Origin of the sequence: Curtobacterium sp. MCBA15_004 (assembly GCF_001865055.2) — a bacterium.
In the GTDB taxonomy this organism is placed as follows: domain Bacteria; phylum Actinomycetota; class Actinomycetes; order Actinomycetales; family Microbacteriaceae; genus Curtobacterium.
Genome location: NZ_CP126266.1, coordinates 2602458 through 2620181, shown reverse-complemented (window position 1 = coordinate 2620181; position 17724 = coordinate 2602458). Strand labels below are relative to the sequence as shown.

The following is a 17724-nucleotide window of genomic DNA, read 5'->3' as shown; positions in this document are numbered from 1 at the left end:
GCCGACGTCCGTCGCGCACACCCGGAGTCCCGTTGAGAGGACACCAGTGTTCACCGGCATCATCGAGGAACTCGGCACCGTCACCGCCGTCGAGCAGCACGGCGACTCCGTCGCGCTCACCGTCCGCGGCCCGATCGTGGTCGCCGACGCACGGCACGGCGACTCCATCGCCACGAGCGGCGTCTGCCTGACCGTGGTCGAGCAGACCGAGGACACCTTCACCGCCTTCGTCATGCGTCAGACGCTCGACATGAGCGCACACGGGTCGCTCGCCGTTGGGGACCGGCTGAACCTCGAGCGTGCCGCGTCGGTGGGGGACCGCCTCGGCGGCCACATCGTGCAGGGGCACGTCGACGGCACCGCGACCGTCCTGTCGACCAGCGACGGTGACGGCTGGCGCCGGGTCCGGTTCTCGCTCGCGCCCGACCTCAGCCCGCTCGTGGTCGACAAGGGCTCGGTCGCGATCGACGGCGTCTCGCTCACCGTCAGCGCCGTCTCCAGCGAGGACACCGACCCCGCCGACGCGTGGTTCGAGGTCAGCCTCATCCCCGAGACACTCACCGCCACGACCCTCGGTGCGCGCGTCCCCGGCGACCGGGTGAACATCGAGACCGACGTGCTCGCCCGGCACGTGCGCCGGATGCTGCGGCTCGACGCCGCCACGGTGCCCGTCCTGGAGGCACGGTGAGCGCCGTCGACGCCGCGCACGTCGAGCGCGTGGTGCCGTCGACCCCGGTGGCGGGTCCGGTGGGGTCGTCCGTCGGTGGCACGGTGTCGGGGCTGTCCTCGGTCGAGGACGCCGTCGCGGCGATCGCGGCCGGCCGCCCGGTGATCGTGGCCGACGACGAACACCGCGAGAACGAGGGCGACGTCGTCCTCGCCGCCGAGCTCGCGTCGCCCGAGTGGATCGCGTGGACCGTGGCGCACTCCTCCGGGTTCATCTGCGCCCCGGTCAGTGCGGCGATCGCCGACGCGCTCGACCTGCCGCCGATGGTCGCGCGCAACGAGGACGTCCGCGGCACCGCGTACACCGTGACCGTCGACGCGGCCGTCGGGGTCACCACCGGCATCAGCGCGCACGACCGAGCACGGACCCTGCGGGTGCTCGCCGACCCCGCGTCGGTCCGCGACGACCTGCACCGTCCGGGGCACGTCGTCCCGCTGCGGGCACGACCCGGCGGCGTCCGCGAGCGCGCCGGGCACACCGAAGCAGCGATCGAGCTCGTCACCGCGGCCGGGCTCCGGCCCGCAGCGGCGATCTGCGAGATCGTCGGCGAGGACGGCGACATGATGCGCCTGCCGGGCCTCGTCGCACTCGGGGCACGCGAGGGCGTGCCCGTCATCACCATCGCCGCACTCGTCGACTGGCTCGACGCGGCAGACCGGGCGGCGGCAGCGTCCGCGCCCCAGGAGGGAACCACACGATGAGCGGAGCCGGAGCAGCCGAGCGCGACCACGTCGACGGGACGGGGGTGCGCGTGGCGATCGTCGCCGGGCAGTGGCACGAGACCATCGCGGGCGGCCTGCTCGCGGGGGCGCAGCGCGAGGTGCAGCGCCTCGGGGCCACCGCGCAGGTCGTCCCCGTGCCGGGCAGCTTCGAGCTGCCGGTCGTCGCGAAGGCCGCGCTCGAGGCCGGGTTCGACGCGGTCGTCGCCCTCGGGGTGATCATCCGCGGCGGCACCCCGCACTTCGAGTACGTGTCCGACGCCGCCACGAGCGGACTCACCCGCGTCGCGATCGAGACCGGCAAGCCCGTCGGCTTCGGCGTGCTCACCCTCGACGACGAGCAGCAGGGCATCGACCGCGCCGGGCTGCCCGGGTCGAAGGAGGACAAGGGCGCCGAGGCGGCGCACGCCGCGATCGCGACGGCCCTGTCGCTGCGGAGCCTGCGCGAGATCGCGGGCTGACGCCGGCGCGGCGGTCGCCCCGGGCGCGCCGCGCGGTTCCACGCGGCCGCCGTTGCGGGAGCCGTGGCGCCGCGCACAACGAGAAGCACCTCGCACCACGGAATCCCGTGGTGCGAGGTGCTTCTCCTTGTGCAGCGCGCATCGAGCGCTCCGACACGGTGATCGGCGCCGGCACCCACCGGACGCAGAACGGCCCCGCACCACCGGTGCGGGGCCGTTCCGTCGAGCGCTGGGGTCAGCGCTTGCCGAACACGTGGATCGGCAGGAAGAACGAGAGCGACATCAGGATCAGTCCGCCCATGAAGACGAACGCCTGGCCGGACTCCACCTGGAAGGCGAAACCGAACAGGTACATCGATGCCAGCAGCAGCAGGATCGAGAAGAAAGCGGCGATGACGCGGCCCACGGTGGTACCTCCGGTTCGAGCGGGTGGATCGTGCCCAGTCTATCCCCAGGTGGGGCGCCGGCGGTCCACCCCGACACCGGAGCGCCGGATCACGCGCCGGGACGGGTGGCGACGAGCCGGTCGACGACGGCGAGCAGCGCCTCCATGTCGACCGAGCCGCGGTTCGGTCGGACCTCGTCGACGGTGACGGCACCGAGCGAGGCCTGGTGGTAGAGCCCGTCGCCGAGCAGCTTCACGGCCTGTGCCGTCGGCACGTCGTGCAGGGCGTCGACGAGGGCTTCGAGCCACGCGTTCTCGGTGTCGTCCAGGGTGCGCCCGGCCTCCTCGTAGCCCGCCTGCTGCAGCCGGCTGGCCGCGAGCAGGACGAGGTCGAGCTCGCTCCCGACGTACAGGCAGTTGCGGACGAAGTACCGCGCTGCGCCGTCCTCGGCCTCGCGCATGTGCTCGACGTCGATCGCGGAGAGGTCGGACAGCCGCTCGCACAGCCCCTCGACCAGGGCGGCCTTCGAACCGAAGTGGTAGAGCAGTCCGCCCTTGGACACCCCGGCCCGGGCGGCGACGGCGTCGAGGGTCGCCGGACGCTCGCCCTCCTCGCACACGATGGCGACGAAGCTGTCCAGGACACGGTCACGGGCGCTTGCCATGCGCACGAGTCTAGGGACCCGTCCGGACCCCGGCGACCGATCGGTTCCGTGAACGTTCACGAACGCCTTGTCGGGGCACTCGGGCGCCGGTAGCGTCGCGGTGACCGGATGGTCCACCACACGAACAGGAACCGCATGTCAGCGCAGACCGCGACCCCCTCGTCCACCCCGCCCACCGGGTCCGACCGCCCCGGGTGGGCGGTGCTCGGACCGGGCTCGATCGCCCGCCGGTTCCTGTCCCAGCTGCCGACGAGCACGGGTGTCCTGGTCGCCGCGGGGAGCTCCTCGGCCGAACGGGCGCAGCGCTTCGCCGACGAGGCCGCCGAGCACGGGTTCGCCGACGTCCGCGCCGGCAGCTACGAGGACGTCCTCGCCGACGAGCGCGTCGACGCCGTGTACGTCGCGACCGTCCACACCGGTCACGCCGACCTCGTCGTCCGCGCCCTCGAGGCGGGCAAGGCCGTGCTGTGCGAGAAGCCCCTCGCCCCGAACCACGGCACCGCGATGGCCCTCGTCGACGCCGCACGCCAGGCCGGTCTCCCGCTCGTCGAGGCCTTCATGTACCGCTTCCACCCGCAGACCGCGGCGCTGCTCGACCTCGTCCGCACGGGTGCGATCGGCGACGTCGTGCACGTCGACGCGTCCTTCGCGTTCCGCGCCGCGGAGCGCACCGGGCGGCTGTACGACCCCGCGACCGCGGGCGGCGGCATCCTCGACGTCGGCGGGTACCCGGTGACGATGGCCGCCGCGGTCGTGCAGGCCGCGACCGGTGTCCCCGTCGCGGAGCCCGTCGACCTCACCGCGACCGGCACCCTCGGCCCGACGGGCGTCGACGAGTGGACCGTGGCGCACCTGACCTACCGCACCGGCATCACCGCGAGCGTCCGCACCGGCGTGCGCCTGCAGGACGACAACACGGTGACCGTGCACGGCAGCCGCGGACGGATCGTCCTCACCGACCCGTGGACGCTCTCCGACGCCCCCACCATCACGGTGCACACCGTCGACGAGGAGCCGCGCACGCTGTCGTCCACCGGCGAGCACCCCTACGCCCACGAGGCCGACGCCACCGTCGCCGCCCTCCGGTCCGGAGCGGTCGAGGCGCCGCAGATGACCCACGACGAGACCCTGGCGACCGCCCGCACGCTGGACCGCTGGCGTGCGGCGATCGGTCTGCGCTACCCGTTCGAGGCCGAGACCGCCGACATCCCCACGGTCGGCGGTCGCCCCCTGCGTGTCCGCGCCGACGCCCCCATGCAGTACGGCACGCTGCCCGGCATCGACAAGCGTGTCTCGCGGCTCGTGATGGGCGTCGACAACCAGCCGGACCTGGCGCACGCCAGCGCACTGTTCGACATGTTCGTCGAGCAGGGCGGGACCGTCTTCGACACCGGCTACATCTACGGCGGCGGCGTCCTCGAGGGCAGGCTCGGCACGTGGATCCAGAACCGCGGCATCCGCGACGACGTGGTGGTCATCACGAAGGGCGCGCACACCCCGTACTGCGACCCGGAGTCGCTGAGCCGCCAGCTCCTCGAGAGCCTCGAGCGGCAGGGCACCGACCACGCGGACGTCTACATGATGCACCGCGACAACGAGGACGTGCCGGTGGGGGAGTTCGTCGACGTCCTCGACGAGCACCGCCGCGCCGGCCGCATCCGGGTGTACGGCGGCTCGAACTGGAGCCTCGCCCGCTTCGACGAGGCGAACGCCTACGCAGCGGCGAACGGCAAGCACGGGTTCGAGGTCCTCAGCAACCACTTCGGCCTCGCCGAGGCGTACGACGTGCCGTGGGAGGGCTGCCGGCACGTCACCGACGCGGCGTCGAAGCAGTGGCTCGAGGAACGCCAGGTCCCGCTGCTGCCGTGGTCGTCGCAGGCCCGCGGGTTCTTCACCGGCCGTGCGACCCCAGGGGACACCAGCGATGCCGAGCTCGTCCGCTGCTACTACTCCGACGCGAACTTCGAGCGCCTGCGCCGTGCCCGGGAGCTCGGCGAGCAGCACGGCGTGCCCGCGACGGCGATCGCCCTGGCCTACGTGCTCCACCAGCCGTTCCCGACGTTCCCGCTGTTCGGACCGCGCACCATCGCCGAGGCCCGGTCCTCGATGACGGGCCTGTCGGTGGAGCTCAGCCCGGAGCAGGTCGCCTGGCTCGACCTGCGCGACTGACGGCACGACCGACCCGGACGACGGTGACGCAGACCCCGCCGCGCGACGCGGGCACGACCTCCCCGGCCGTGCCCGCGTCGCCGCGCGCCACGATCCACGACGTCGCGGCCGCCGCCGGGGTGTCCCGCCAGACGGTCACCCGCGCCGTGAACGGCATGTACGGCATCAGCGCGGCGACGAAGGAGCGGGTCCTCGCGGCCGCAGCGGCCCTGGACTACCGCCCGTCGCGCTTCGGCCGCGGGCTCGTCACCGGGGGCGACCGGCAGCTCGGGCTCGTGGTCAACGACCTCCGCAACCCCTACTCACCGGAACTCGCCGCCGCCGTCCTCGGGCTCGCCGCCGCCCGGGGGTGGAACGTCATGCTCGCCGACGTCGGGCTCTCCGGGGACGAGGACCGCGCGGTCCGGGCGCTCGGCGCGCAGACCGACGTCGTGATCGGGTACCTCGGTTCCCGGGCCGCGGAGTGGATCGGCCACCTCGGCTCGGTCCCGGTCGTCGAGCTCGACCCCGCGGGCGAGGTCCTGCGCGCGGCCGTCCGCCTCGACGCCACCGCCGCGGTCGAGGACCTCGCCGACCACCTCGTCGCGTCCGGCGTGCGACACCCCGTCATCGTCGACGCGTCACACGACGGCCGACCGAGCAGCCGCGGGCGGCTCATGCTCGACGCCCTGCGCCGACGCGGACACCACCCCGAGATCGCGATCGCCGACGCCGCGACCGCGGAGCACGGGGCGGCGATGGCGGCCCGCGCGCTCGAACGCTTCCCCGCGGTCGACGCGGTGCTCGCCTTCAACGACGTGATGGCCCTCGGCGTGCTCGCCGCGTGCCGCCGTGCGGGCGTCGACGTGCCCGGGACCGTCCGCGTCGTCGGGGTCGACGGGCTCGCGGCCGGCACCCTGGTCGCCCCGACCCTCACGACGCTCGCGGTCGACCTCGCGGCGGTCGCCCGCGAGGCCGTCGACCTCGCCCTCGGCATGCTCGCCGGCGACCTGCCGCGCTCCGGCGCGGCGGTGCAGCGCACCGTCCGGCACCGGCTGCTGGTGCGCGAGTCCGCCTGACCGGCCGCGGCCCGGAAGGTACGCACGAGGCGGTCGGGAGGCGCGGTGCGGGGCCGCCACGGGCCTCCCGTCCGGCGTTCGGTTGCATTTGCAACTAACACCGTCCAGACGGTACACTTACGGAGTCCTGACGGGGCGCGTGTCCACTTCCGCGTCCCGTCTCGTCTGCTCCGCCGTCGACCTGGTCCGGCTCGAAGTCCCATGGAGTCCCCGTGTCCGCACTGCTCACCAGCCCTGTCGCCACCGCCGTCACCGGCAGCCGCGCCCGACGGTTCGCGGCCCTCGCCGTGCTGATGCTGCCCGTGCTGCTCATCTCGGTGGACAACACCGTGCTGAGCTTCGCGCTGCCGACGATCGCCCGCGCACTCGACCCGAGCGCGACCACGCAGCTCTGGATCGTCGACGTCTTCCCGCTCGTGCTCGCCGGGCTGCTCGTCGTGATGGGCAGCATCGGTGACCGCATCGGCCGCCGTCGCATCCTCGTGGTCGGTGGCACCGGGTTCGCGCTGTTCTCGTTCGCCGCGGCCTTCGCCACCGAGGCCTGGATGCTCGTCGCCGCCCGCGCCGCGATGGGCGTCTTCGGCGCCATGCTCATGCCCGCGACCCTGTCGATCATCCGCAACGTCTTCACCGACGCGGGGGAGCGACGCATGGCGCTCGCCGTGTGGTCGACGATGTTCGCGGCCGGCAACGCCCTCGGCCCGCTCGTCGGTGGCGTCCTGCTCGCGCACTTCCACTGGGGGAGCGTCTTCGTCGTCGCCGTCCCGATCCTCGTGCTCATGCTCGTCGGGATCCCGTTCTTCGTCCCGGAGTCCCGCGACCCCGCGCCCGGCCCCGTCGACGTGACGAGCATGGCGCTGTCCCTCGGCGCGCTCGCCCCCACCGCGTGGGCGATCAAGTCGGTCGTGCACCCCGAGGAGCGCGGCTTCGCGATCGCCCTGCTCGCGGTCGGTGTCCTGTGCGGGATCGCGTTCGTCCGTCGGCAGCTCCGGTCCCGCACGCCGATGCTCGACCTCCGGCTGTTCCAGAGCACCGCGTTCACCGGCAGCGTGCTCATGAACATGGCGGCGATGTTCTCGCTCACCGGGTTCCTGTTCTTCGTCGCGCAGCACCTGCAGCTCGTCGCCGGCCTCGACCCGTTCGCGGCGGGGGTCGTGCTCATCCCGGGCTCGGTGCTCACCATCGTCGCGGGCCTCGTGGTCGTCCCGATCGTGGCCCGGGTCGCCCCGCGCTGGGTCGTCGCCGTCTCGCTGACGTTCTCGGCCGCCGCGTACGCGATGGTGTCGGTGCTCGGGCACGGCGCCTCGGTGGTCGCGCTCGGCTTCGCGTTCGTGCTGCTCGGCATCGGCATCGGCGCGTCCGAGACCGTGACGAACGACCTCATCATCTCGACCGCGCCGGCGGACAAGGCCGGTGCCGCCTCGGCGGTGTCCGAGACCGCGTACGAGATCGGCGCGGTGCTCGGCACGGCCGTGCTCGGGACGGTCCTGGCGACCGCGTACCGGGCGCACGTCGTGGTGCCCGACGGCCTGAGCGGCTCGGCGCACACGGCGGCGCAGGAGACGCTCGGCGGCGCGGTGTCGGCGGCGTCGGACCTCGGCGGGACGGCCGGGCAGGCGCTGCTCGAGAGCGCCCGGGCCGCCTTCGACTCGGGCGTGACGATCACGGCCGGTGTCGCCGCGGTGCTCATGCTCGTCGCGGCGGCCGCCTCGGTCGTCATGCTCAAGCGCGACTGAGCTCGCCCCCGCCCGCCCCGCCCCGTCCCGCCCCGCCCACGCTCGACGCCCCGCGCCGCCCGCGGATGGAGCAGTCGATGTCGGGTCGAGCCCGTCCACCCGACATCGTCTGCTCCATCCGCGGGCGAACGGGCGAGCGGGCGAGCGGGCGGGCGAACCGGCGACGTCCCCCGGTCGGGCCCTCCGGCACGCCCGGGATCGGACGAACCTGGGAATCGTTGACCTGAACCACGGTTGAGGTCCTACGTTGGGACGTGGCCGCGCAGCCGCGGCCCACCCCACCCGGAGGAACCCCACGACTGCCATGCCCCCAGAAGCACCGGCCACCACCGCCGACGCGTACAAGGCCGCCTTCCGCGGTCACCCTGCCGGTGTCGCGGTCATCACCGCCGAGGGCCCCGACGGACCCACCGGCCTGACCGCCTCGAGCGTCGCGAGCGTGGCGGTCGACCCGCCCGTGCTCGTCTTCTCGCTGTCGACCAAGTCCGGCTCGGCCGGGGTCGTGCTCGGCGCCGACGTCTTCGTCGTGCACCTCGTCGACTCGCTCAGCGTCGGTCTCGCGAAGCGGTTCGCCGCGACCGGGAGCCCGGCCGCCGACGACCCGATGTGGGGCACCCTGCCGTCGGGCGAGCGCTACCTGCCTGGCGCCGCGACGGCCCTGCGCTGCCGCCCGCGGTCGACGACCGAGATCGGCTCGTCCACCGTCGTCGTCGCCGAGGTCCTCGACATCGTCGTCGGCCAGGCGCACGGCGAGCCGCTCGTCTACCACAACCGGGAGTTCCACTCCCTCTCCGAACGTTCCCGGCTCTCCTGAGCCGCGGAGCCCACACCGCAAACCCCAGATCGAAAGGACCTCGCAATGGCTGAGTACACCCTGCCCGAGCTGCCGTACGACTACGCCGCCCTCGAGCCGCACATCAGCGGCAAGATCATGCAGCTGCACCACGACAAGCACCACCAGGCCTACGTGACCGGTGCGAACACCGCGCTGCAGCAGCTCGGCGAGGCGCGCGAGTCCGGCAACTTCGGCGCGATCAACAAGCTCGAGAAGGACCTCGCCTTCCACCTCGGCGGCCACGTCAACCACTCGATCTTCTGGACCAACCTCGGCCCGGACACGAAGGTCCCGGAGGGCGAGCTCGCCGCCGCGATCGACGAGTTCTTCGGCTCCTTCGAGCAGTTCCAGGCCCAGTTCGCCGCCGTCGCGAACGGCATCCAGGGCTCCGGCTGGTCCGTCCTCGCCTGGGACCAGGTCGGCCAGAAGCTCGTCACGTTCCAGCTGTTCGACCAGCAGGCCAACGTGCCGCTCGGCGTCGTCCCGATCTTCATGCTCGACATGTGGGAGCACGCGTTCTACCTCGACTACCTCAACGTCAAGGCGGACTACGTCAAGGCCGTGTGGAACATCGTCGACTGGGAGAACGTCGCGGCGCGCTTCGCCAACGCGAAGTCGCAGTCGTTCGTCACGCTCTGACGTGACCCGGCGGGTCGCCTCGGGTGACCCACCACGGACGGGAGGCGCGGTGCCGGCTGGCACCGCGCCTCCCGTCCGTCGTCGTGGCGCGTGACGACCGCGATCCGGGTGCACTGACCGGGTCGCGGCCCGGCCGGCCGGCCGGGCCCTGCCCGCGCGGAGCGGCCGGGTCAGGCCGCCGTCAGGCGGGCGCCGGCCGTGACGTCGCGCGCGAGCGCGCGCAGTGCGGCGTCGACGTCGGTGTGCTCGGGGTCGACCAGCGCACCCCACTGGGCTCCGCGAGCCGCCTCGACCAGCGCGCGTGCGGTGCGTTCGGCCTCGTCCGGGCAGCGGCCGTGCGCCCGGCACCAGGCCGCGAGCTCGTCGACGCGACGGCGGTGGCAGCGCGACTCGTGGTCCCGGCCGTCCAGCGACTCGACACTGCCGAGCTCGAAGGTCAGGCGAGCGGCGAGGGCCCGCTCGCGGACGTCGAGGCCGCCGAACACGGCGACGAGGTGGTCGGCGAGGGCGTCGGCGTCGGCGCAGGGCTCGAGCGTGCGGGCCTCGACGTCGGCGGACAGGTGCTCGACGACGGCCTGGACGAGGGCCTCGCGCGACCCGAAGTGGTACACGATCGGGTACGCGCTCGTGCCGAGGACCCGCCCGAGGCTGCGGACCGAGACGTCCTCGAGCTTGGTGTCCAGGAGGTGTCGGGCGACCTTCTCGATGATCGCGGGCTTGAGCGTCGGGTCGGGCTTCCTGGGCATGGGGTCTCCGGAGGTCACGGCAGCGGATGCCCGACGGCGAGTGCGAGCATCTGAAATGTTACACGGCTCTGCCGGGGATCCGCTCCGCGCTCAGGACTCGGCGGGCTCGGCGGTGACCGTGAAGGTCTGCACGAGCCCGTCCGCCGGGGGTGCCAGGGCGACGTCGACCCGCAGCCGACCGGCGGTCCCGGGCAACCACCAGCGCAGGGACGACGGGGTCGCCGCGTGCTCCTGGACCGCGTCCGCGTGGAGGTCCGCGCCGACCCGGGCGACCGCCTCGGCCACCCGCCGACGGCGCTGCTCCCACGGCAGGTCCATCGGGACGTTCGGTGCGCACAGCTGCGCGGCGAGGGCGTCGCCCCGGGCGGCCGCGTCGGCGTCGGCGGCCTGCCAGGTCCGGAGCACCTCGGTGACCCCGACCTGCGCCGCGCGGACGGCGGCGCGGGTGCGCTCGACGCCCGGCACGCGGCCGAGCGGCGCACCGGTGGGCGGCGCGGCGGTGTCGGACGCTGCGGCACGACGGCGGGCGTCGGCGAGCAGCAGGTCGAGGGCGCGCTCGGCCGGTGCGGACACCTTGGCGCGTGTGGCGTTCTCGAAGGCCACGACACCGAGTCCGGTCTCGGTGGACCACCGCACGTGCGCGGAGAACCCCGGGTAGCCGCCCGAGTGCGAGACGAGCTCCCCGGACTCCGCGTCCTGCTCCACGAACAGGCCGAAGCCGTACGCCGTCGCCCGGGTCGAGGACGGCACGACGCTCGGCGGCACGACCCGTGCGGCCTGCTGCGCGAGCCGTCGGTCGGCGGGGGAGAGCGGTCCCGGTTCGGGCTCGGTCGTCCACGCGGACGCGAGGTGCCGGGCCCAGCGCGCGAGGTCGCCGACGGTCGAGAACAGGCCGCCGATCGCCGAGAACGCACCCGGGCCGGTCATCGGCTGTGGGGTCCAGGAGCCGTCGTCGTCCCGGAACCCCGTGACGACGTACCCGCGCGCGTCCTCGGTGCGGAACACCGTGTCGTCGAGGCCGAGCGGGCCGAGCACCCGCTCGTGCGCCGCCCGCGTGAAGGACGTGCCCGCGACCGCGGCGACGGCACGTCCGAGCAGGGCGTAGCCGGTGTTCGAGTACGCGAACCGGGTGCCGGGCACGGAGTCGAAGAGCAGACCGCCGCGGAGCACCCGGTCGAGGTCGTCGTCGGTGATCGCCTCCTGCCGGTCTGCCCACGGGTCGTCGGTCGGCAGCCCGCCGGACATCGTCAGGAGCATCCGGAGCGTCGGCACCGGGGCGTCGTCGGACGGCAGCTCGACGGCTGCGAACGCGGGCACGAGGTCGGTGATCGGCGTGTCGAGGGTCACCCGGCCCTCCGCCACGAGGGTGAGCAGGGTCGCGGCGGTGATGCTCTTGGTGCAGGACGCGATCCGGTAGACCGTGTCGGCGTCGGGTGACCGGCCGTCACCCCGGTCGCCGTGGCCGCCCGAGGCGACGAGGCCGGTGCGGTCGAACACGCCCCACACGCTGCTCGGGGCGGTGCGTGCGGCGACCCGCTCGCGGAACAGGGCGTCGACCTGCCCGAGGACGTCGTCCGACGGGGTCATGCCCGGCGCATCTCGGCGTAGGCGTCGAGGGCGCGCTGCCGACTCGCCTTGAGGTCGACCATCGGCTCGGGGCGGTCCTCGTCGGCCGGGACCCAGCGCCGCACGTACTCGCGGTGCGGGTCGAAGCGTTCGAGCTGTCGGTCCGGGTTGAAGATGCGGAAGTACGGCGCCGCGTCGAAGCCCGAGCCCGCGACCCACTGCCAGTTCGCGGCGTTGTTCGCCGGGTCGGCGTCGACCAGGGTGTCCCAGAACCACTGCTCGCCGATGCGCCAGTCGACGAGCAGGTTCTTCACCAGGAAGCTCGCCGTGGCCAGTCGGACGCGGTTGTGCATGGCCCCGGAGTGCCAGAGCTCGCGCATGCCAGCGTCGACGAGGTCGATGCCGGTGCGGCCGTACCGCCACCGGTCGAGTTCGTCGTCGTCCACGTCGCGCCACGGGAAGGCGTCGAACTCGCGGCGGACGTTCACCGTCGCGATGTCGTCGCAGTGGAAGTACTCGTTCCAGTTGAACTCGCGCCACGCGAGCTGTCGCAGGAACGCGGGTGCCTGTCGACGCTGTTCGGGCTCGAGCTCGCCGTGCAGGCGGTGCCAGACCTGGTACGGGCTGACCTCGCCCCAGCGGAGGTGCGGGGACAGGTCGCTCGTCGCGGCCATCGCCGGTTCGTCGCGCTGGTCGTAGTCCTCGAGCGACTCGTGCACGAAGTGCTCGAGCCTGCGGTGCGCACCGGTCTCGCCCGGCTCCCACGCGTCGCGGAGACCGCCGGCCCAGTCGGGGGCGGTCGGCAGCAGCCCCCAGTCGTCCAGGTCGTCGCTCGCCACGTCGGCGGGCGCTGGCAGGTCGCGGGGCTTCGGCAGCGGGTGCCGCGGCTCGGGCATGGCCTGGGCGGCCCGCCAGAACGGCGTGAACACCTTGAACGCCTCGCCCTGCCCGGTGAGCACCGTCCACGGCTCCCAGAGCAGGTTCGCCGCGAAGCTGTGGGCCTCGGTGCCGGCGTCGGTCAGGGCGGTCTTGATGCCGGCGTCCAGGTCGCGCTCGACCCGGCCGTAGCGGCGGTTCCAGTAGACGGCGTCGGCGTCGGCGTCGGCGACCAGGCGGGGGACGACCTCGGCCGCACTGCCGCGCCGCAGCACGAGACGCGACCCGCGTGCCCGGAGGTCGGCGTCGAGGGCGCCGAGGGACTGGTGCAGCCACCACCGGCTGGCGGCGCCGATCGGGCGGATGCCGGGGGAGTCCTCGTCGAGGACGACCACCACGGTCACGGGGCCGCCGTGGTCGATCGCGGCGCGGAGCGCGGGGTTGTCGGCGAGGCGCAGGTCCTCGCGCAGCCAGACGAGCGCGCCGCTCATGCGACGACCGCGTCCGCCGTGGGACGGGTGCGACGGGCCGGTCGGTCACCGGCGGCGACACGGAGCTTCGTGCACAGCTCGGTGAGCGTCCGGAGCTCGTTGTCGTCGAGACCGGCGCCGACCTGGTCGGCGATGGTCTGCGCGTGCTGCACGGCCACCGAGCGGTAGACGTCGAACCCGTGCGCGGTCAGGGCGACGATGACCCCGCGGGCGTCGGACGGGTCCGGCTGCTTCTCGACGATGCCGCGTGCCGCCAGGCGTTCCACGAGGCGGCTGACGCTCGGCTGGGTGAGGAGCAGGTGCCCGGTGAGCTCGCGCATGCGGCAGCGGCGCTCGGGCTGGGTCGACAGGTTGAAGCACACGTCGTACTCGTTGAACGAGATCTCCCCGCCGGGGAAGTCGGCGTTGAGCGCACGCATCACCGTCACCTGCGCCCGGAACAGTGCTTCCCAGGCCGCGACGGCTGTCGCCTTGTCGCTGCGGCGTGACTCGTCCACGATCGCGTTCCCTCCGGTCCAACGGTCGCTCCACACTACCGAGGGGCGGGGACACGACACCCGGCTCGGCGCGGCGACGGGGGACAGGACCCGCGGGGACCGGAGCGGGACGCGAGCACGGGCACGACCGCGTGACGGGGCCCGGGGCGTGACGGGACGCCCGGCACGCGACGGTGCGGCCCGGGCCGTGACGGGGACCCCGGGACGTGACGAGGGCCGGTCGCCTTCTGAGCGACCGGCCCTCTCCCTTGCACCAAGAGTGTCCTGCAATCACATTCCACAGGCCGTGCCACAGCAAACACTGCCTGCGGAACCGACTGTATAACGCTGCGGTAACGGCGCGCCAGCCTTCGCGGCGGTCGTTCGCTGCGAGTTCACCGGGAGCGGCCCGTACGGACCATCAGCGCCCGGCCGCGTGCCGCCCACGGACCGTCGCCGAGCGCGGCGGCGCACCGCGGGCAGCGATCGAGCGCGTCGGAGGTCGGCGGCTCAGAACAGGTCGGGGGACGGGGTGGAGGCGTAGCGCACCGCGACGTCCGCGTGCCGGTCGAAGCGGTAGCCCACGCCGCGAACGGTGCGGACGATCTCCTCGAAGGCGCCGAGCTTGGACCGGAGGCGTCGCACGTGCACGTCGATCGTGCGCTCGTTCGGCGTCTCGTCCTCGTCGTCCGACCACAGGCCCTCGATGATCGCGGCCCGGTCGACGGTCTGGCCCTCGCGCAGGACGAGGAACTGCAGGAGCTCGAACTCCTTGTACGTCAGCGGAGCGGCCTCGCCGTCGAGCGTGACGCGCTTGCGGGAGATGTCGATGACGACGCCCGTCTCCTCGGGCTCCGGCTCGACGGCCTGCTTGCGCGCGGCCACCGCGGACCGGTCCTGGAGCGCGAGGCGGACCACGTCGACGTCGCGGCCGCCGCTGCCCTCGGCGGCCACGGCCACCGCGGCGTACGTCTGCGCGGACGGCACGAGCTGCGCGGTCAGGGCCTTGAGCTGCTCGACCACGGCGGCGAGCGTCGTGCCGGCTGCGGCGGCGGCCGCCTCGTCGATGCCGACGTACAGCGCGAAGCCACGTGCCTCGGTCCCCTCGGGCAGGGCCCGGTTCCGCTGCGGTGCGACGACGGGGCTGGTGGGCACGGCGCTCGGTGCGGGCGGCGCGGCCGGCGTGCGGCGTGCGCGGATCGGCGTCACGGTGCCGAGGTCGGTCGCGGCCGGGGCTGCGGTGCGGAGGACGGTGCGGGGCTGGGTGAGCGTGAGCGACATGGTGGTTCTTCCCTGCGGGAGCTGCGCGGCGGTGCTGCGCGGCGGTGCGGATGCGTCGGTCCGGGTGCGGCTGGTCGCCGCGGTGCCCCGCGGTCCGGACGGGACCGGGGCACACCGGGAGTACGGGGACGGACTGACGTCGAGGATGGCTGTGGTCGGAGGACCGACGGCGTCGTCGAGGTGGTCGTCACCTGGGGATCACGCGCTCGCGACCGGGGTGGCGTCGCGGGGGATCCGGCTGGAACGGGTACCGATCAGGCACACATTCGACAACGCATGACCACCGTCGTCGGCATCATCGTGCCGACGGTCCCCTGTGCCTCTGGGAGGACGCGGGTGGACGGGTTCGCAGTCATGGGATGAGTATCGGCGGTATACCAACACGCTGTCAACCGTCCGCACGGACGGTGGGTGGGAGTGGACAGGGCCCCGTCCCGCAGGGCGGGAGGCGCGGGTGCGGCCCGCAGGGCGGGTCCGGACGGTGCGCGGACGGCCGGGAGGCGCGGGTGCGGCCCGCACGGCGGGTCCGGACGGCAGGCGCGCGGCCGGGAGGCGCGCGTGCGATCCGCAGGGTCGGTCCGGACGCGCGCGGACGACGCAGGGCGCGTGGCGGACCGGCACCGCGCCTCCCGTCCGCCGTCACCGGGACCGCCGCCTGCGACACGGTGGGGGAGACGACGAACGCCCCGCGGCGTGCCGCGGGGCGTTCGTCCGGAACGGGCCGGGTGGTTACTCGGCGAGCCCGTAGAGGCGGTCACCGGCGTCGCCGAGGCCCGGCACGATGTAGCCGTTGTCGTCGAGCTTCTCGTCGAGCGCCCCGAGGACGATCGACACGTTGCGGTCGCCGACGGCCTGCTCGACGGCCGCGAGGCCCTCGGGTGCTCCGAGGATGCACACGCAGGTGACCTCTTCCGCGCCGCGTGCGAACAGGAAGTCGATCGCCGCGGCGAGGGTGCCGCCGGTCGCGAGCATCGGGTCGAGGACGAAGCACTGCCGGCCGGACAGGTCGTCGGGCAGGCGCTCGGCGTAGGTCTGCGGCTCGAGGGTGTCCTCGTTCCGGGCCATGCCGAGGAAGCCGACCTCGGCCGTCGGGACGAGCTTGACCATGCCCTCGAGCATGCCGAGCCCGGCGCGCAGGATCGGGACGACGAGCGGGCGGGGCTTCGCGATCGCGACGCCCATGGTGTGGGCGACCGGGGTGTCGATCGGGGTCGCGGTGACCCGGACGTTCCGCGTGGCCTCGTAGGCGAGGAGCGTGACGAGCTCCTCGGTGAGCGCGCGGAAGGTGGGGGAGGGTGTGGTCCGGTCGCGGAGCACCGAGAGCTTGTGGGTGATGAGCGGGTGGTCGGCGACGTGGACTCGCATGGTGTCGAGCGTACCGTGCCGATGGGGCAGGATCGACGCGTGGAAGACCCTGCCGCTCGTCCCTGGCTCGACGCGATGGACCGTGCACTCGACGAGGCGCGCGCGTGCCTGGCGACCGGCGACGTGCCAGTGGGCGCCGTCGTGCTCGACGCGGCTGGGCGGGTGGTCGCCACCGGCCGGAACGAACGCGAGGCGCGGCAGGACCCGACCGCGCACGCCGAGGTGCTCGCGCTCCGTGCAGCAGCGGCGGCGACGGGGGACTGGCACCTCGAGGAGCACACCCTCGTCGTGACGCTCGAGCCGTGCCCGATGTGCGCGGGAGCGGTCCTCGCCGCCCGGGTGCCGCGGGTCGTGTTCGGCGCCTGGGACCCGAAGGCGGGGGCGAGCGGGAGCGTCTACGACATCGCCCGCGACCGTCGGCTGCCGCACCGGTCCGAGGTGGTCGGCGGTGTCCGCGAACAGGCGTGCGCCGCGCTGCTCGACACGTTCTTCCGCGAGCGGCGCTGACCGCCGCGGGCGGCGCCGACCGCCGCGCGCGACGCTGACCGCCGCGGACCGCCCGGCGTCAGTCCGCCGCGCGGATGACGATCGCCTCGGTGGGCGGACGCGGTCCGGTGCGCTGCACGTCCGGCTCGACGTAGATCACCCGGGCAGCGGGGACGGCGGTGCGGATGCGCTGCTCGACCGCGTCGATGCCGGCGGCGACGTCACCGAGCCGTCGGTCGCCGTCGACGGCGACCTTCATGCCGACCATCAGCTCGTCCGGGCCCAGGTACAGGGTCTTCAGGTGCACGATCGCGTCGACCTCGGGGCCGTCGAGCACCGCGGCCCGGATCCGCTCGACGTCGCCGGGCGTCGCTCCCTCGCCGACGAGCAGGCTCTTCGTCTCGACGCCGAGCACGAGGGCGACCGCGATGAGCAGCAGCGCGATGAGGATCGTCGCGACCGCGTCGAACACCCCGTTGCCGGTCACGGCCGTCAGCCCGACGCCGAGCAGTGCGAACACCAGGCCGGTCAGGGCGGCGGTGTCCTCGAGGAGCACGACCGGGAGCTCGGGCGCCTTCGCCCGGCGCACGAACTGCACCCACGACTGCGTGCCCTTGTGCGGCCGGGACTCGCGGACGGCGGTGCGGAGCGAGAAGCCCTCGAGCCCGACCGCGACGACGAGCACCGCGACCGGCAGCCACCAGTTCTCGAGCGGGTGCGGGTCGCGGAGCTTGTCGATGCCCTCGAGGAGCGAGAACACACCGCCCACGCTGAACAGCACGATCGAGACGACGAAGGCCGACACGTAGCGCTCGCGGCCGTGGCCGAACGGGTGCTCCTGGTCGGCCGCCGCGCGCGCCCGGCGTCCGCCGAGGAGCAGCAGCAGCTGGTTGCCGGAGTCGGCGAGCGAGTGCACGCCCTCCGCCAGCATCGCCGCCGACCCGCTGATCGCCGCGGCGACGAACTTGACGACCGCGATGCCGACGTTCGCACCGAGTGCGGCGAGGACCGCGCGGTTGCCTCCGGAAGCGCTCACAGTGACC

At 73.8% G+C, this 17724-nt stretch carries 18 protein-coding genes; 9 read left to right on the top strand and 9 right to left on the bottom strand.

Annotated features, from left to right (window positions below):
* Positions 1-46: 46 nt before the first annotated feature.
* Genes QOL16_RS12340 through ribH form a run of 3 tightly spaced genes read left to right on the top strand, consistent with a single transcriptional unit; the run spans position 47 to position 1907 of the window.
* The gene (locus QOL16_RS12340; RefSeq protein WP_065964370.1) at positions 47-688 is read left to right on the top strand and encodes a riboflavin synthase; all 642 of its coding nucleotides are present in this window, start codon (positions 47-49) and stop codon (positions 686-688) included.
* Positions 685-1428: a 3,4-dihydroxy-2-butanone-4-phosphate synthase gene (ribB, locus tag QOL16_RS12335; protein ID WP_065964372.1), complete on the top strand. Its 744-nt coding sequence runs from the start codon at positions 685-687 to the stop codon at positions 1426-1428. Before QOL16_RS12340 ends, ribB begins: the two co-directional genes overlap by 4 nt.
* Positions 1425-1907, top strand: a complete 483-nt coding sequence (gene ribH / locus QOL16_RS12330) for a 6,7-dimethyl-8-ribityllumazine synthase (protein WP_065964375.1) — start codon at positions 1425-1427, stop codon at positions 1905-1907. Before ribB ends, ribH begins: the two co-directional genes overlap by 4 nt.
* A 235-nt stretch (positions 1908-2142) precedes the next feature.
* On the opposite strand, the gene QOL16_RS12325 is transcribed toward ribH, so the two are convergent.
* Both QOL16_RS12325 and QOL16_RS12320 read right to left on the bottom strand, forming a co-directional pair.
* Positions 2143-2313, bottom strand: coding sequence for a hypothetical protein (locus QOL16_RS12325; RefSeq protein WP_171898823.1), 171 nt, complete (start codon positions 2311-2313; stop codon positions 2143-2145).
* Positions 2314-2402: 89 nt separating this feature from the next.
* Positions 2403-2957: a TetR/AcrR family transcriptional regulator gene (locus QOL16_RS12320; protein ID WP_065964377.1), complete on the bottom strand. Its 555-nt coding sequence runs from the start codon at positions 2955-2957 to the stop codon at positions 2403-2405.
* Between the two features lie 135 nt (positions 2958-3092).
* Between QOL16_RS12320 and QOL16_RS12315 the strand changes: the two genes are divergently transcribed.
* The 5 genes from QOL16_RS12315 to QOL16_RS12295 all read left to right on the top strand — a co-directional run bounded on the left by QOL16_RS12315 (position 3093) and on the right by QOL16_RS12295 (position 9394).
* Positions 3093-5126 (top strand): aldo/keto reductase, encoded by a 2034-nt coding sequence (locus tag QOL16_RS12315; protein WP_071285100.1) that lies wholly within the window; start codon positions 3093-3095, stop codon positions 5124-5126.
* A gap of 23 nt (positions 5127-5149) precedes the next feature.
* Positions 5150-6184 carry a LacI family DNA-binding transcriptional regulator gene (locus QOL16_RS12310; protein WP_254780303.1) on the top strand — a complete coding sequence of 345 codons (1035 nt, stop codon included), beginning with the start codon at positions 5150-5152 and terminating at the stop codon, positions 6182-6184.
* A 212-nt stretch (positions 6185-6396) separates the two neighbouring features.
* A complete protein-coding gene (locus QOL16_RS12305) occupies positions 6397-7920 on the top strand; it encodes an MFS transporter (RefSeq protein ID WP_071245655.1) in 1524 nt (507 codons plus the stop codon).
* A gap of 304 nt (positions 7921-8224) precedes the next feature.
* The gene (locus QOL16_RS12300) at positions 8225-8734 is read left to right on the top strand and encodes a flavin reductase family protein (RefSeq protein WP_065960717.1); all 510 of its coding nucleotides are present in this window, start codon (positions 8225-8227) and stop codon (positions 8732-8734) included.
* Positions 8735-8779: 45 nt separating this feature from the next.
* Entirely contained in the window at positions 8780-9394 is a 615-nt protein-coding gene (locus QOL16_RS12295; protein WP_065960721.1) for a superoxide dismutase, read from the top strand.
* A 170-nt stretch (positions 9395-9564) separates the two neighbouring features.
* On the opposite strand, the gene QOL16_RS12290 is transcribed toward QOL16_RS12295, so the two are convergent.
* From QOL16_RS12290 to upp, 6 genes are all read right to left on the bottom strand, one after another.
* Positions 9565-10140: a TetR/AcrR family transcriptional regulator gene (locus tag QOL16_RS12290; protein WP_065960723.1), complete on the bottom strand. Its 576-nt coding sequence runs from the start codon at positions 10138-10140 to the stop codon at positions 9565-9567.
* A gap of 90 nt (positions 10141-10230) precedes the next feature.
* Positions 10231-11727 carry a serine hydrolase gene (locus QOL16_RS12285; RefSeq protein WP_071285096.1) on the bottom strand — a complete coding sequence of 499 codons (1497 nt, stop codon included), beginning with the start codon at positions 11725-11727 and terminating at the stop codon, positions 10231-10233.
* Positions 11724-13073, bottom strand: a complete 1350-nt coding sequence (locus QOL16_RS12280) for a deoxyribodipyrimidine photo-lyase (protein ID WP_065960727.1) — start codon at positions 13071-13073, stop codon at positions 11724-11726. The genes QOL16_RS12285 and QOL16_RS12280 overlap by 4 nt, the downstream gene beginning before the upstream one ends.
* Complete coding sequence (locus tag QOL16_RS12275; RefSeq protein ID WP_139266476.1) at positions 13070-13570, bottom strand: MarR family winged helix-turn-helix transcriptional regulator; 501 nt, start codon at positions 13568-13570, stop codon at positions 13070-13072. Before QOL16_RS12275 ends, QOL16_RS12280 begins: the two co-directional genes overlap by 4 nt.
* A 489-nt stretch (positions 13571-14059) precedes the next feature.
* Entirely contained in the window at positions 14060-14830 is a 771-nt protein-coding gene (locus QOL16_RS12270) for a winged helix-turn-helix domain-containing protein (RefSeq protein WP_065960731.1), read from the bottom strand.
* Between the two features lie 729 nt (positions 14831-15559).
* Positions 15560-16195 (bottom strand): uracil phosphoribosyltransferase, encoded by a 636-nt coding sequence (upp, locus tag QOL16_RS12265; protein WP_071285094.1) that lies wholly within the window; start codon positions 16193-16195, stop codon positions 15560-15562.
* 75 nt (positions 16196-16270) lie between these two features.
* On the opposite strand from upp, the gene QOL16_RS12260 reads away from it, so the two are divergent.
* Positions 16271-16702 (top strand): nucleoside deaminase, encoded by a 432-nt coding sequence (locus QOL16_RS12260; RefSeq protein ID WP_065960735.1) that lies wholly within the window; start codon positions 16271-16273, stop codon positions 16700-16702.
* 58 nt (positions 16703-16760) lie between these two features.
* Here the strand turns inward: QOL16_RS12260 and QOL16_RS12255 are convergent, their stop codons facing one another.
* Positions 16761-17717, bottom strand: coding sequence for a cation diffusion facilitator family transporter (locus QOL16_RS12255; RefSeq protein WP_065960737.1), 957 nt, complete (start codon positions 17715-17717; stop codon positions 16761-16763).
* Between the last annotated feature and the right edge of the window lie 7 nt (positions 17718-17724).

Coding starts and splice junctions, on each gene's coding strand:
- QOL16_RS12320 (WP_065964377.1), bottom strand. CDS start 2,957: ATGGCAAGCGCCCGTGACCGTGTCCTGGACAGCTTCGTCGCCATCGTG.
- QOL16_RS12300 (WP_065960717.1), top strand. CDS start 8,225: ATGCCCCCAGAAGCACCGGCCACCACCGCCGACGCGTACAAGGCCGCC.
- QOL16_RS12260 (WP_065960735.1), top strand. CDS start 16,271: ATGGACCGTGCACTCGACGAGGCGCGCGCGTGCCTGGCGACCGGCGAC.
- QOL16_RS12270 (WP_065960731.1), bottom strand. CDS start 14,830: ATGTCGCTCACGCTCACCCAGCCCCGCACCGTCCTCCGCACCGCAGCC.
- QOL16_RS12290 (WP_065960723.1), bottom strand. CDS start 10,140: ATGCCCAGGAAGCCCGACCCGACGCTCAAGCCCGCGATCATCGAGAAG.
- ribH (WP_065964375.1), top strand. CDS start 1,425: ATGAGCGGAGCCGGAGCAGCCGAGCGCGACCACGTCGACGGGACGGGG.
- QOL16_RS12280 (WP_065960727.1), bottom strand. CDS start 13,073: ATGAGCGGCGCGCTCGTCTGGCTGCGCGAGGACCTGCGCCTCGCCGAC.
- QOL16_RS12295 (WP_065960721.1), top strand. CDS start 8,780: ATGGCTGAGTACACCCTGCCCGAGCTGCCGTACGACTACGCCGCCCTC.
- upp (WP_071285094.1), bottom strand. CDS start 16,195: ATGCGAGTCCACGTCGCCGACCACCCGCTCATCACCCACAAGCTCTCG.
- QOL16_RS12285 (WP_071285096.1), bottom strand. CDS start 11,727: ATGACCCCGTCGGACGACGTCCTCGGGCAGGTCGACGCCCTGTTCCGC.
- QOL16_RS12315 (WP_071285100.1), top strand. CDS start 3,093: ATGTCAGCGCAGACCGCGACCCCCTCGTCCACCCCGCCCACCGGGTCC.